Annotated in this window: 12 protein-coding genes; 2 read left to right on the top strand and 10 right to left on the bottom strand. The window is 49.2% G+C overall.

Features of this window, described 5'->3' with window-relative positions:
* Nucleotides 1-3: 3 nt before the first annotated feature.
* Genes NOG13_RS04575 through miaB form a run of 9 tightly spaced genes read right to left on the bottom strand, consistent with a single transcriptional unit; the run spans nucleotide 4 to nucleotide 10,667 of the window.
* Nucleotides 4-765 carry a YlmH family RNA-binding protein gene (locus NOG13_RS04575; protein ID WP_283111091.1) on the bottom strand — a complete coding sequence of 254 codons (762 nt, stop codon included), beginning with the start codon at nucleotides 763-765 and terminating at the stop codon, nucleotides 4-6.
* Nucleotides 765-1,244 (bottom strand): cell division protein SepF, encoded by a 480-nt coding sequence (locus NOG13_RS04580; RefSeq protein WP_283111092.1) that lies wholly within the window; start codon nucleotides 1,242-1,244, stop codon nucleotides 765-767. Before NOG13_RS04580 ends, NOG13_RS04575 begins: the two co-directional genes overlap by 1 nt.
* A gap of 15 nt (nucleotides 1,245-1,259) precedes the next feature.
* The gene (locus NOG13_RS04585) at nucleotides 1,260-2,006 is read right to left on the bottom strand and encodes a YggS family pyridoxal phosphate-dependent enzyme (RefSeq protein ID WP_283111093.1); all 747 of its coding nucleotides are present in this window, start codon (nucleotides 2,004-2,006) and stop codon (nucleotides 1,260-1,262) included.
* A complete protein-coding gene (locus NOG13_RS04590; protein ID WP_283111094.1) occupies nucleotides 1,984-3,282 on the bottom strand; it encodes a biotin/lipoyl attachment domain-containing protein in 1,299 nt (432 codons plus the stop codon). Before NOG13_RS04590 ends, NOG13_RS04585 begins: the two co-directional genes overlap by 23 nt.
* Complete coding sequence (miaA, locus tag NOG13_RS04595; RefSeq protein WP_283111095.1) at nucleotides 3,279-4,223, bottom strand: tRNA (adenosine(37)-N6)-dimethylallyltransferase MiaA; 945 nt, start codon at nucleotides 4,221-4,223, stop codon at nucleotides 3,279-3,281. The genes NOG13_RS04590 and miaA overlap by 4 nt, the downstream gene beginning before the upstream one ends.
* On the bottom strand, nucleotides 4,223-6,130 hold the full coding sequence (gene mutL, locus NOG13_RS04600; protein WP_283111096.1) for a DNA mismatch repair endonuclease MutL: 1,908 nt from the start codon (nucleotides 6,128-6,130) through the stop codon (nucleotides 4,223-4,225). Before mutL ends, miaA begins: the two co-directional genes overlap by 1 nt.
* A gap of 28 nt (nucleotides 6,131-6,158) precedes the next feature.
* Nucleotides 6,159-8,777 (bottom strand): DNA mismatch repair protein MutS, encoded by a 2,619-nt coding sequence (mutS, locus tag NOG13_RS04605; RefSeq protein WP_283111097.1) that lies wholly within the window; start codon nucleotides 8,775-8,777, stop codon nucleotides 6,159-6,161.
* 30 nt (nucleotides 8,778-8,807) lie between these two features.
* Nucleotides 8,808-9,218: a YlbF/YmcA family competence regulator gene (locus tag NOG13_RS04610; protein WP_283111098.1), complete on the bottom strand. Its 411-nt coding sequence runs from the start codon at nucleotides 9,216-9,218 to the stop codon at nucleotides 8,808-8,810.
* 24 nt (nucleotides 9,219-9,242) lie between these two features.
* Nucleotides 9,243-10,667, bottom strand: a complete 1,425-nt coding sequence (gene miaB / locus NOG13_RS04615) for a tRNA (N6-isopentenyl adenosine(37)-C2)-methylthiotransferase MiaB (protein WP_283111099.1) — start codon at nucleotides 10,665-10,667, stop codon at nucleotides 9,243-9,245.
* A 543-nt stretch (nucleotides 10,668-11,210) separates the two neighbouring features.
* Here miaB and NOG13_RS04620 point away from each other — a divergent pair.
* Together NOG13_RS04620 and NOG13_RS04625 are read left to right on the top strand one after the other, a co-directional pair.
* Nucleotides 11,211-12,197, top strand: coding sequence for a stealth family protein (locus NOG13_RS04620; protein WP_283111100.1), 987 nt, complete (start codon nucleotides 11,211-11,213; stop codon nucleotides 12,195-12,197).
* 24 nt (nucleotides 12,198-12,221) lie between these two features.
* On the top strand, nucleotides 12,222-13,706 hold the full coding sequence (locus tag NOG13_RS04625) for a hypothetical protein (RefSeq protein WP_283111101.1): 1,485 nt from the start codon (nucleotides 12,222-12,224) through the stop codon (nucleotides 13,704-13,706).
* Between the two features lie 147 nt (nucleotides 13,707-13,853).
* On the opposite strand, the gene NOG13_RS04630 is transcribed toward NOG13_RS04625, so the two are convergent.
* Complete coding sequence (locus tag NOG13_RS04630; protein WP_283111102.1) at nucleotides 13,854-14,033, bottom strand: hypothetical protein; 180 nt, start codon at nucleotides 14,031-14,033, stop codon at nucleotides 13,854-13,856.
* Nucleotides 14,034-14,410: the final 377 nt, after the last annotated feature.

Raw genomic sequence — 14,410 nt, forward strand, 5'->3', positions numbered from 1 at the left:
ACGTTAAACATATTTTCTGCCCGCTATGCCAAGTCTGCCTTTTTTGGTGAGCGGGCCAAGCCGATCAATCACATAACGCCCTTCCCCGCGGACGGAAAGGATATCCCCTTCGTGAACGTCTGCGGAGGGAGAGGCCTCTTCCTCGTGATTCAGTTCGACAAGCCGTGCGCGTATCATCGCAGCCGCCTTCTCTCTGCTGGTACCTACCGCCGCAGCCGTAACGCAGTCAAGCCTCGCGGAAGCAATGACAGCTGAAAAATCGGCGAAGCGATGCGCCGCCGGAAGAGGTTCTTGTGCCCCCTCCGTAATTCTGACGCCCACTCCGCCAATCTTTTCCACTTGAGAACATAGAAACCCGGAGACTTCGCGCCTGCAAAATATTACTGCACGCCCTTCCTCCGTCAAGATATCGCCCAGCGAAGAGCGCTCAAGTCCGGTATGAAGCAGCGCGCCGAGAAAATCACGGTGAGTCAGGCGGTCTTGCTTACGGAACTCAACCGTAAGCGCTGTAACCGGAAAAACAGTCGCATCGGGTGCCATAAATTCTGGAAAAGCCCCAAAAACGACCCGTTCCGCTTCGGAAAAACCGCCCCAGAACTGGGCATTCACGAATGATTCCCGCCGCAGCAAATTCTTGGTGCGCACAGTCTCTCTTTCATCGAGAAAGCCGACAAAATGAGGTTTCCTGCGTATCTCAGCCAGACGAATCGCATCCAGAATCCGCGCAGCCAGAAGATCATTCTGCTCAGAGGATTTATTCTGCATTAAAAATAAACACCGTTGTTTTCAAGCTCGTCCATCACGTCTTCACCGGTGAGGTCGACATTGTATGGAGTGATGATGAAGGTACTTGTGGCAACGCGCTTAATCTTGCCGCCGTTCGCATAAGCGACGCCGCTCAGGAAATCAATAATTCTTCGGGAAACATCCTTGGCAGTGTTTTCAAGATTGAGCACTACGGTATGCATTTTCAGCAATTCATCTGCAATGTTGCAGGTTTCTTCACCAAAATGCTCCGGTTTGAAGAGGACGACCTGAAGCTGTGCTGTTGCATGGATGTTGACGACTTTGTTGCCGGAATTTACATTGGCGACATGACGGTTTGAATCGCGCTGTACTTCCGGCTCATTATTTTGACCGGCCATAGCCATCTCCTGCCCTTCTTCTTCCGGGTAATCGTAATCTTCATATTCATCTTCAGGAGCATCCCACATGTTCTTGAATTTTTCAACAAGTCCTGCCATCTGTATTCCTCCCAGTCAGTGTTTTTTCACATAAATTCGCGGGCCATACAGTGCCGTTCCCACACGCACTAAATTTGCCCCCGCAAGAATTGCCTGTGTATAATCTGCTGACATTCCCATTGACAGCCAGTCCATAGATACATTATCGGTTTTTTTGTGCTTTATGTCAACAAAATATTGATTCATTCTCAAAAAAAAGTTCATTGTTTCCGTCTCGGAGGCGTTTGCAGGAGGAATTGCCATCAATCCGCGCACCCGAATATTCGGCAAAAGGGACACTTTTTCAACCAGTTCAGGCAAAAGCTCCGGCATGACACCGGATTTGTTCGGTTCTTTACCGATGTTCACTTCCAGCAGGACATCGGTGGTAACGCCCTTTTTCGCACTAAGGCGGGAAATCTCGGCGGCCAGTTTTTCACTGTCGACCGACTGAATCATCGCGACACGGCCGATGAGGTACTTGACCTTGTTGAGCTGCAGGTGGCCGATAAAATGCAGCTCACACCGCTCGAGGTTATAACTTTCGTATTTCTCATTCAATTCTTGAACACGGTTTTCGCCGATGTGGTCGACGCCAAGCTCGATGCTGTGGTTGATGACCTCTACGGGAACGGTTTTCGTTGCCGCCAGAAGCGTAATGTCGCTGGCACTTTTTCCGGCGCGTGCGGCTGCTTCAGCGATATTTTCACGAATCACCTTCAGATTTTCTTCCACATCATGAAAGCGGCGCTGCAAGTCTTCATTTGATAACTTTTCCATCATACAGATTCGTCCCCTCCACAACAACTTCGTCGTTATATCTTACTGTATCGGACGTCAGAATTTCGTCGTCATTGGGGTTCGCTTTGCAGATTACATAACTCTCTGTGCTAAACTCCGGGACAATCTGGCGGAATACAATCTGATTGCCATGGAGCACATATACTCCCATTACTTTCTTTTCGACCGTTGTCTTTTTTCCGTTAGCGTCTTTTGTGGTAGATTTCACATTTGCATAATGTACGGCTTTCTGACTGACGCGGAGGCCGGTATATTCACCAAAGGAGATATTTGCCGTCTCACGCCTGATTCCGACAAGTTCCGAATTGATTTCCTTGCACTGCAAAACAACAGCGCCTGCCGAATTGTCGGAATTCATATTGATTGTCTCGAGTGTAGCGGAAATGGACATATTGGAAACGAAAGGGAATTGAATCGACAAGTTCCCCCCCGTGTCCATTTGGTGGCGGAACGGGACAAGTTCGTCCGCCGGAACAATACAGACAAGGTACCAGTTGAAATCGCGGTCGATTTTTCCGATACTGCCGGAAACCGGAACGGCTTTCATCGTTTGAAGTTTCTGAATGTCGCTGCAGGTAATTGTGGAGATTTTGGAAATGTCGTACGCGCTTTCCATTCCGTCCGTTGAGTCGATGAAGTAACCTGAAACCGGAGACACAATAGTTCCGGTAGGCTTGCCGGCTTTTGCAGCAATCGTTTTTCGCTGCGACTGCAGTTCACTGATGCGCGATTTGAAATCTTTGACCTTTCCAGTACCGATTTCCTTCTCGCTCAAAAGGTTCAGAAGCGATGATTTCTCGGAATACACTTTCGGCAGTTCACCGGAACTGACGTAGTTCAGCATCTCCGATAATTTCATGCAGATTCGCTCGTTGGCAGTTTCAGCGCTTAAAGAATAGGCGCTGGCAGACTGCTGCAGATTTTGCAGCTGCTGAATCTCTCTGTCAATATCCGCCAGCTGATGCTTTACGGAAATCTGCTCGGAATTGGCGTAGATTTCCGCAATCGTTCCGCCTTTTGCAACACGGCTGCCCGAATTGATTGCGAAGTCCACCGCACCGCCGGCGGGTGAAGTAAGAAGCACTTCGTTGCGAAGCGCCACAACCGACACCTTAACCGTCCGGGAAGCGGTAAAGTAAGACACGTTTTCCGTCCGAATTGAGGAGTAATTCGCTTTGAAAATCTGATAGCCTACATAAAAGAGGAGAAGAAGCGCAAGGATGCGGGAACCTACTTTTCGCAGCCTTGAATTGTTCATCGCTTCCACCCCTTTTGCAGAATCAAACTAGCCGCTTTCGCAAGCAGCTCATCAGGATTTGCAAATTCATCGACATAGAGCCATTGAACGGATTCATCACGGCGGAACCAAGTGAGCTGACGCTTTGCGTATCTTCGGCTTTCACGTTTTACCTGCTCCACAGACTCCTCAACGGAACACTCCCCTCGGAAATACGGGAAGAATTCTTTGTAGCCGATTGCCTGTGAAGCTGTCGCCGCGTGCTCCATCTTGAAAACCGTTTCGGCTTCCTTCAGAAGGCCCCTTTGCATCATAATATCAACGCGCCTATTGATGGCATCATAAAGCTTTGAGCGGTCACGGTACGTAAGGCCGATGACGAGAGGATCATACGGAGAAGGCTTTTCGCGGGAACGGCGGATTTGCTCCGTCATCGTGATGCCGGTCACGCGGTAAACCTCAATGGCGCGTATGACGCGACCCACATTGTTCGGATGAATACGCTCGGCTGACTCCGGGTCGATTTCACGGAGCATCTTCCAGACTTTCTCGGTGCCCTCCTGCTCTGCCATGTGCTTTAATTTTGCACGGAGTTCTTCATCTTTTTCCTGCGGCAAAAAGTTCAGGCCGTTGAGTAAAGACCAGATATAGAGTCCTGTGCCCCCGGCGACAATCGGAAGTTTTCCTCTTGCGTTGATATCGGCAATGCTTTTCGACGCCAGTTCGACAAAATCTGCGACGCTGAACGACTGTGAGGGGTCGAGAAAATCAATCAGATGGTGCGGAACACCGCGCATTTCCTCAATCGTCGGTTTGGCTGTCCCGATATCCAGCCCGCGGTAAATCTGCATGGAATCGGCGGAAACGACTTCACCGCCGAAGCGCAGGGAAAGTCCGACCGCAAGCCTCGTTTTCCCCGTCGCCGTAGGGCCGACAACAGCAACAACCGGAATTCCTGCCATTACTGTATCCTCCCAAACTGGCGCTCCAGTTCTTTTCTGGTCAGTATGAAAAATACCGGGCGGCCGTGGGGGCAATAACGAACTCCTTCACGCTCTGCACGGTGCACAAGGTCAATCAGTTCGCGCGAAGAGGCAGGGTCTCCTGCTTTTACCGCGGCACGGCAAGCTATGTTGTGATACAGCCAGTCCACTTTTTCCGTTGTAAGATCCGTTTTATTGGAAGCAAGGTAGCCGGCAATCTCCATGACAGCCTCCGCTACACCGTTTCCGCCGAGAATCATCGGCGCTGTGCGCACTAGGACTGTTCCCATGCCGAAATCTTCAATCTCAAACCCTGCTTTTGCACAGATGTCAAGAGACTCGAGCACTGCGGAGTACTCATCTTTTGAAAGCGTAACCGAAACCGGCTCCAGTAAAAGCTGACGGTCGCTTTCCCCGCTCTGCGCCTTCAGCTTTTCATAAAGAAGCCGCTCGTGCGCCGCGTGCTTATCCACAAATATGATATCATCGCCGCGCTCAAGAAGGATGTAGGTACCGAACGCCTCCCCAATCAGCCGCTCCGGCTTTTCTTCCGGAACAGCCGGTTCTGGCTCGGCGGTGTATTGCGGTTCCGGCTCAGGCACTTTTTCGCTTTTTTCCGATACAGGCGGTTGCGATGGTTTTAGCGGCTTTGCAGCAGGCTCTTCTTCGCTGAATTCAATATCCGGTGCTTTTACTGCCGCATGAAAGGACATCGCCGGAACGGCCTTCGGTACGGTTGGAATTGGCTGTTCCCTGACCGTAGGTACAATGTGGACCGGTTTTTCCGGCTCTGTCTTTTGCTTTGGGAGCGGCGCCGAAAAACGCATCTGCATTGGCGGTGTTTCGCGTTTTTTCGGCTGCACGGCGGAATCAGCAAGCTTTAGAATATGAGGCTTGTCCCCCACGTTCAACGCGGCTTTCACTCCGTGGTAGACAGCGTCAAAAATCGGGCGCTCATTGAGAAAGCGGACTTCGATTTTGGACGGATGCACATTGACATCCACCGCTTCAAGCGGAACGGTAAGGTGCAGCACACAGGCAGGAACCTTTCCCACCATCAGCGAACCCTTAAAGGCTTCTTCGAGGGCCACCATGGCGGTGCGGGTTTTTACATAACGCCCGTTGATAAAAAAGTTTTGCATACTGCGGTTCGGGCGAGCAGCCGCAGGGCTGCTGATGAATCCGAAAGCCTTTACACCGTTTAACTCGTAATCAAGCGGGATGAGACTTTCGGTAAACTCTCTGCCAAAGACAGCATAAACAGCAGATTTCAGATTTCCGTCACCGGGGGTACGCAATGTTTCACGCCCGTCGCGCAGGAATCGGAATGAAACCTCCGGATGGGCAAGGGCCTCTTTGTCCACAACGGCGGCTACCGCGTTGCCCTCCGTGATGTCCTTTTTCAGGAACTTCATTCGGGCGGGCGTATTGTAGAACAGGTCACGCACTACGATAGTTGTTCCTTCGGCGCAGCCAGCGTCTTCACAGTATTGTTCTCTCCCGCCCTCGATTCCGTACCTTGTTCCGGCAAGCTCATCCGCCGTGCGCGTCAGCATTTCGACGCGGGCAACCGCGGCAATCGAGGCGAGTGCCTCTCCGCGGAAGCCAAGTGTACCGATTGCCCGCAAATCATCTTTTCCGGCAATCTTGCTGGTTGCATGGCTTAAAAAAGCGACAGGCACATCTTCGCGCGCGATGCCGCAGCCGTTGTCCGTCACGCGCAGGTAAGTAACCCCTCCATTGCGTATCTCGACTGTAACGGCGGTTGCACCGGCATCAATGGAGTTTTCAATCAATTCCTTGATGGCGGACGCCGGACGCTCCACCACCTCGCCGGCCGCAATCAGGTCGGCAATATGCTTATCAAGGACATTGATTTTTCCCATAACGCACCTCCCTGCCGCTTACAAAAATTCACTGTGCCAGCTTGGACAGTTCAAACAGCGTGTTCATACATTCAATCGGCGTCAGTGTATTGACGTCTAAGGTTTTGAGTCGTTCCATAATCTCCACTTCATTCGGCGGAGTCAGAGCAATCTGCCCGTTTTCTTCCTCTGTGTTTCGCTGTGCCGCAAGGCGCACCGGCATGGAAACATCTTTGCCTTCGTTGATTTCTTTCAAAATCTGCTTTGCTCTTTCGATGATGACATTCGGCACTCCAGCGAGCTTTGCAACTTCGATGCCGTAGCTATCATCGGCACCGCCGCGCACAATGCGGCGAAGGAATGTAATATCGTCGCCGCGCTTTTTCACGGCGATGTTGTAGTTTTTTACGCCGGGAATTAAGCCTTCCAGCGCGGTGAGTTCATGGTAATGCGTCGCAAACAGCGTCTTTGCGCCGAGGCGCTTTTTGTCCGCTACATATTCGAGGACGGCGCGTGCAATGCTCATTCCGTCAAAAGTCGATGTGCCGCGGCCGATCTCGTCGAGAATCAAAAGGCTGTCTGACGTTGCATTTTTTACAATATCAGCCACCTCGGCCATTTCCACCATGAAGGTGGACTGCCCCGCCGCCAAATCGTCGGAAGCGCCGACACGGGTGAAGATTGCGTCCGTAATCCCGATTTCCGCACTGGAAGCGGGCACAAAGCAGCCAATCTGCGCCATAATCACGATCAGCGCGATTTGACGCATATAAGTCGATTTTCCCGCCATGTTCGGGCCGGTAATGATTGCAACGCGGTTTTCGTCCTTGTCGAGCAATACATCGTTCGGAACAAAAGGCTCCTCGAGGAGTGCTTCGACAACCGGATGACGGCTTTCTTTCAAAACGATTCTGCCGCTGAGGTTCACAACGGGTCTGACATAGTTCCGATCAACAGAAACCTGCGCCAGAGAAAGCAACACGTCTAGCCTTGCAACAGCCTGCGCCGTGCGCTGCACGCGTTCCATCTGCGCCGCGACCTGCTTTCGCACAGAGGTAAACAATTCATATTCCAGCTGAACGGATTTGTCGTGTGCGCCGAGAATTCGGCCTTCCAGTTCCTTCAGCTCCGGTGTGATGAAGCGTTCGCAGTTGGTCAAGGTCTGTTTTCTGATGTATTCCGGAGGCACTTGGTCCTTGTATGCGTTTGTGACTTCTATGTAATAGCCAAATACCCGGTTGTAGCCGACTTTGAGCTTTGGGATTCCCGTGCGCTCGCGTTCCTTCGCTTCAATCTTCGCAATGATGCCGCGCCCGTCCGTCATATCGCCCTTGAGCTGGTCCAGTTCTTCGCTGAACCCGGGCTTGATAATTCCGCCTTCACGAACGGAAAACGGCGGTTCTTCCACAATGGCGCTTTCAATCAGTTCATGAACATCTTCAAGGCCGTCGATTTCCTCGTATATCTTGCAAAGCAAATCCGATTTACAGTCTTTCAGCAAATGTTTCAAAGTCGGAAGCTTTGCCGCGGCATCCGAGAGGCTACGCAGCTCCCTGCCGTTTGCGGAACCATAAACAATGCGGGACATCAGGCGCTCAAGGTCATGAATCCCGTAGAGTTGCTCCGAAAGGCTGTCGCGGAGAATGCTGTCGCGCGTCAATTCCTCCACAGCGTTTAAGCGCCGGGTGATGGCCGCAGGATTTAGCAGAGGACGTTCCACCCAGCTGCGGATAAGGCGTTTGCCCATCGGAGTGCGTGTGCGGTCAAGCACCCACAGAAGTGAACCGCGCTTTTCCTTGCTTCGCATGGTTTCCAGCAGTTCAAGGTTGCGGCGTGTCGTCAGATTCAGACGCATGAACTGCTCGCCGCTGTAAAGGTCAATGGAATCCATGCTTTCAAGGCCTGTGCGTTCCGTCTCTTTCAGGTAGCCGAGCAAAGCGCCAAGCGCACCCTCAATTTCGGGCTTGTCCGCAAGGTCCAGCTCCTCCGGCGACTTATGGAATTGCTCCGTAAGAACTGGAACAGCAGACTGGGAATCAAACTTTTCGCTGTCAAGCAGTTCAAGGCTCGCGTTCAGGCGGTTCTTGATAAATTCGGGAAGGGCGGATAAATCGAGTGCGCCCTGATTGATGAGAATTTCCCTCGGGGAAAAGCGAGACAGTTCATTGCAAAGCTGTTCTGTCAGTGCTGCGGCGTCCTTTGCAGAAAGTTTCGTCGCATGAAGCTCGCCCGTTGAAACATCGGCAAAACAGACACCGGCTCGGTTTCCCTGCACATTCAGCGAGCAAATAAAATTATTCCGCGCTTCGTCGAGCATGCTGCTTTCCAGCACCGTGCCCGGCGTAATCACGCGGATGATGTCTCTTTTCACAAGTCCTTTTGCGAGAGCGGGGTCTTCCAGCTGCTCGCAGATGGCGACCTTGTAACCCTTTGCAATCAGCTTTGCAACATAAGTTTCGTAGCTGTGAAACGGTACACCGCACATCGGCGCGCGCTCCGGCTGACCGCAGTCTCTCCCAGTAAGGGTAAGATCCAGTTCCCGGGACGCAAGCTTCGCGTCATCATAGAACATTTCATAGAAGTCGCCGAGGCGGAAAAACAGGATCGTGTCCGGGTTTTTCTTTTTGATTTCAAAGTACTGCTGCATCATGGGAGAAAGTGATGCCATGCTTACCGCCTCCCTTCAAACAAGTATTTCTCAGTGGCATCCACTGCAGGAACCGCAGTTGCCGCTGCAGGAAGATTCCTGATAATCCGCAGTATCGGGGTCCACGCCGTTGGCGCTCTGGGAAATAATGGCGTCAACGCGGCGCAGAAGAAGGTCAAAATCTTTCCTCGCCTCGTTATAGGCAATCATACGCGGATTTTTCATAATGGTTTCATAAAGGCCGTTAAGCTCCGTTTGGTATGCTCTGAGTTTTTCCTCGTCGCGTTCCGGCTTCTGCATCTCATTTTGAATGGACATGCGCTTGAGATTATACTGACCGATAAGGTCCTGCAGTTCTTTGTCTTCGTCTGCAGCCTGCAGTGCCAACTGCGTTTTCAGATAGCGCTCATCCTTCTGGATAGCCTTGCCGATTGCTCTTGCCTGTTCGATAATATTATCCATTTATATACTCCTTAATTTCTGGATTTATTGGATTAACTCGCCGCGCAGAATCCAGTTGCGTGCGGCGGTGATTTTTACCTCTGCAAAATTGCCGATGAGTTCTTTGCTGCCCTCGAACAAAACGATGACGTTACCGTCCGTGCGGCCGCATAAAAGGCCGTCTTTCTCGTTTTGCTTTTCAACGAGCACCCGATAAGTCTTTCCGACTTCCTTCGCACAACGCTCCGCGGAAATCTTCTCCTGCTCGGCACAAAGCTCCTGAAGCCATCTGGCTTTTTCCTCATAGGGCACTGGGTCGGGCAGGCGTGCAGCCCGTGTTCCTTCGCGCGGCGAATAGATAAAGGTAAACAGAGAAGTGAACCCAACCTCGCGGACAAGGCTTACGGTTTCACGGAACTCTTCATAAGTTTCCCCGGGAAAACCGACAATAATGTCTGTTGTAAGAGAAAGATCCGGAATTTTCTTGCGGGCGTACTCTACCAGCGCGAGATACTTCTCTCGCGTATATCCGCGGTTCATCTCTTTCAGAATTCTGTTGCTGCCGGCCTGCACCGGAAGGTGAAGATGATGGCAGATGTGTCTGCCTTCCGCCATGGTGTCAATCAGCTCATGGGTCGCATCTTTCGGGTGGGACGTCATGAACCTGAGACGGTAATCTCCGTCCACAGCGTCAAGCATCCGCAAAAGCTGCGAAAAGTTGATTGGACGTTCCAGCTTTTTGCCGTAAGAATTTACATTCTGCCCCAAAAGGGTAATGTCTTTATAACCATCTGCCACAATGGAACGAAATTCGTCAAGAATTGCCTCAGGTTCGCGGCTTCTTTCCCTTCCACGGACATACGGCACAATGCAGTAGGAGCAGAAATTGTCGCACCCATACATGACGGTGAGCCAAGCACGCGTTGTACCGTCACGGTGGATTGGAAGGCCTTCCACGATGCGGGCATCTTCCTGCTCGTCTCCGCGTTCAAAAACACGGCGGCTTGCCGTCAACGCCGTCCAAAGCAGTTCCGGAAAGCGATGAAGAACGTGGGTTCCGAATACAAGGTTGACAAATGGAAATTTTTGCTTGATATGCTCTGAGGCCTGCTTTTCTTCCATCATGCAGCCGCACAATGAAATAATCAGCGACGGATGACGGCGTTTCAGATCCTTAAGCGCACCAACATTTCCGAACACACGATTCTCCGCATGCCCCCGAACCGCACAAGTGTTGAACAGAATGAAATCGGCTTCTTCTTCATCCTCGGTGAAAGAGAAACCCATCTGGGCCAGAAAGCCCTTTATTTTTTCACTGTCAGCTACATTCTGCTGACAGCCGTATGTGTGAACAAGGGCCATCGGCACCTTGCCACGCTTGCGGACCTGCATGATTTTTCGGACTTCAGAAATATAAAACTCCTTCGGATGCTGTGGCTCCGGCAGACGCTCCGACAAATTGTTTTTCAAACAGAAATTCCTCCGTTTAACTCAGTTTGCAACAAATTTGCATTATTGTTCATTATATCATAGCCCGCTGGGCACTGCAAGAAGGATGCCCTGCCATCTACGGTGCAGAAAAGAGGAAAAGCGCTGGAATCCTGTGAGTTGATACATCCGCTTTTCCGGATATATCAACAAGAATCTCTAGCAAGAATCTCTAGAAATGAATTTTGAAAAGCTGTTTTTGTTGAACCACACTGCATTTTGTGATATTATCGTATAATGTTATGGAAAAACACGCCCAGGTTACTATTAGCGTTCGTTACATTTTATGTGGCAAGCAAGCATCCCAATTCTTTTCAGAACTAAAGCGCATTGAGAGTTATGACGACATCACAAAGTGGTTTATAGTTTTAATAAAATTTGGTTGCAAATGTTGCTGCAGACAAAGGGGGCACATTTTCTATTCTGATAGATTTTATAAATTTTTTGTGATGAATATGATTTAACTACTTCGATACATGTTGCAGCTAGTACCATGTATCGAAAAATTTTTCAGGGAGGCTCACAATGCCAGACATAGATTTTGTGATTACCTGGGTTGATGGGAATGATCCCAATTGGCGTGCAGAGAAGCAACGATTCCAATTGACGCAGGATAGCGATGACAGAGACATTCGCTACCGTGACTGGAACACTTTGCGCTACTGGTTCCGTGCTGTCGAAAATTACGCTCCGTGGGTAAACCGCGTCCATTTTGTAACATGGGGGCATATTCCTGCTTGGCTAAATGTTAATAATCCAAAGCTCCACATTGTTCGGCATAGTGATTATATACCATCCGAGTATCTTCCCACATTTAACTCCCACCCTATTGAACTGAATTTACATCGTATTCCGGGATTAACCGAACAATTTGTTTACTTTAATGATGATACGTTTTTAAATGCCCCTGTGAAGCCGACCGATTTCTTTCGGAACGGGATTCCTGTCGACCAGCTTATCTTTGATGTAGGATATCCGTCGGATAATCAAATCTCCGAAATTACCTACAACAATTACCGGCTCATCAGCAAATACGTAGATAAGCGAAAAATGCTGTGCCGTGATGCCAGAAAAATATTTTATCCATTGTATGGATTACCGGGACTGAAAAATCTATTCGTCCTGCCTTTTCCATATTTCACAGGTTTTTATAATCATCATCTCCCTATCAGCTTTACAAAAACAGCCTTTGAGCAGATGTGGGCACAGGAATATTCTGCTTTTGATGAAACCTGCCGGCATCGCTTTCGTACCAGTTCCGATATCAGCCCTTGGGTAATTCGTTATTGGAACCTAGCACAAGGAAATGTGATTCCTTGTTCCTATCGTCACGGGAAAATTTTTGAAATTTCCAGCCATAATAAAAAGATGTATCATGCGCTTTTACATTCCCGCTACAAAATGATTTGTTGCAATGACGGTGCTTCAGATTTTGATTTTGATGAAGTACGTTCCCAATTAATAACTGTATTTGAAACAAAGCTTCCAAAGAAAAGCAGTTTTGAAATTTAAAAACAACGCCAGGAGGATACTTTCATGTTCTTTTCCACAGTCGGTGGGCTAATCACCTGTCTGTTTTGGACGGTACTTTCTTTGATTGCCGCCTACACTGCAAAACCGAAAGAGTTCACAACCCCATTTGAAAAAACTCTTTTTTTGCTCTTTCAACTTGTAATCGCATCTTCGGTATGGGGTTTAGCTGAGCCGCGCATTGGTAGTGCCATTACTACATTTCGTGTTTCCTTGTTGCTTTTCACAGTACTGTATCTTTTTTGGATTTTCCGCAACCACATCAACCCTTTTCACGGTTTTTCTGCTTGCCGGTGGGCTCTGTTGGCGATAATGGCCTTTATGGCTGGATACGGTGCCGTTACCTTGCTATTCCTTACTTCTGACCGCAGTTATACTTTTTCACGCCTTGCCAATCTTGGCTTTGACATTTTGTTTTGCATGGTCATCCTTGTTTATCTACGCAGCCGTCAACTTTGGACAAGCGTGGTCCGCAATCTTGCCATGATTCTGGCTGGCCAGATGGCTGTTGGTTTTTATGAATGTTTCGCCGGACCGATGTATACGGATACTCATCTCAAGAACTACGGTGTTGACTTTTTCGGCTTTATTGTATTCCGTCTTCCCTCCGGTACTTTTTACAATACCAACGATTATTGCGCTACGGTATTTTTTCTTGCCATGCCGGTTCTTCTCCAATTGCTGCATGATCTGTTTAACGGCAAAAGAAAAGGTCTCACTCTTACTGCCATCACGCTCATTTTTTGCATGGAATGGTTCCTATGCACCTGTGGCGGGGCGATTTTGGTACAGATCGGCGTTCTCTTGTTTTTCGCCGTCTTTGCGGTAGCCTTGGTTGTGTGGATGAAGCAGCAAAGGCATTTTGGCGCATTTGCGGCTCTGGTTATACCCATTTTGTTTGCTGTAATCATTTACTTTGCTCCCAGTATAAGGCTTTCCGATTACACCACATTACAATCTCCTGTTGGTTCTCTCGTTGACCCCACAAACCGAGATGATTTTTCCGGTCTTGGCGTGGGCAGTGATGAGGTAATGAAGAATACCACGTATCGTCGTGTAACTTTGTTAAAATTTGCTTTAGGCACTTTCTATTCAAATCCATTTGGCGTCGGTCTTGGCAATACGCAGCTTCTTGTCGGCCCGAACCTTTCTCGCTATATCGGTGATATTCAAAAACTTCATTGTTATATTGCAGAATGTTTAGCTGATTTTGGTATCATTTTTTTGCTGCTTGGGTTAACTCTTATTTTTTTCTTATTCAAAGCCCTGTTTTCCGCCATGGCAAAAATGCGGCGCGAAGGACATCCTTCACTAAGCATTTACCCGTTGCTGATTCTCGTTTCCCTGGCAACTGCCGTATTTCTTTCAACCGCTCCCAGTTGTGCACAGGATCTACATGCCATGTGGATTTATCTTGCACTCCTGGTCATTGCGGGAGACAATCTAAAGAATATGTTTTCTGAGGTTTTTCACCATTACCATTTGCAGTAAAAAATCTTTTGGCTAGAATAAACGGTTTTTTCCTTATCCGTCCTTCGGCACAAACACATAAATGAGGCCCGCCTGTGTCCCTATGCGCTAGCTGTTGGCAGCACATGAAGATACAGGCAGGCTTATTTTTTTGGAAGGACTTCTTCTTTAGGTATTTAGGCTGTTGCGGATGCAGTCGCAAGAGCCGCCGTCGAGAATACGGTCGACGATGTCTCGCAGTGCAATCAGGTCCTGAGTATTCAGGCATCCGATACAATTCAGAATTCTTCTAAGAGCACAAAGACTGTTTAGATTCTCGCTATTACTGCAATTATTGAAACAAGCCATAAGATTCGCCCCCTCTTTTTTGCTATCATATGCAAGTGAGGGGTAACTTGGTAATGGGTCAAGGAACATGCACGGCAGAATCAGAATGGCCCAGCAGACAACCGAGAATCCCGCAATTGCAAGCAATAGCTGCGAATAAAACGCCTTCGGCGATTTTCGAATATACGATATTTTGGACCCGATTGTATCGGCAGGCGAAAAATGCTACAATACATAGAAAGGGAGGGAAAAGGATGGGATTACAGACTTCAAAAGTGATTGACAAACTGATTCTGTCCTTTTGCTGCACGGCATCCTTTCTCGCCTTTCCCCGTTTTGGCAGAAGTTTTGTCCATGAATGGTGCGAAATTACACCTGCACCATGCTCGACAAATTGA

Source organism: Thermocaproicibacter melissae (assembly GCF_024498295.1).
In the GTDB taxonomy this organism is placed as follows: domain Bacteria; phylum Bacillota; class Clostridia; order Oscillospirales; family Acutalibacteraceae; genus Thermocaproicibacter; species Thermocaproicibacter melissae.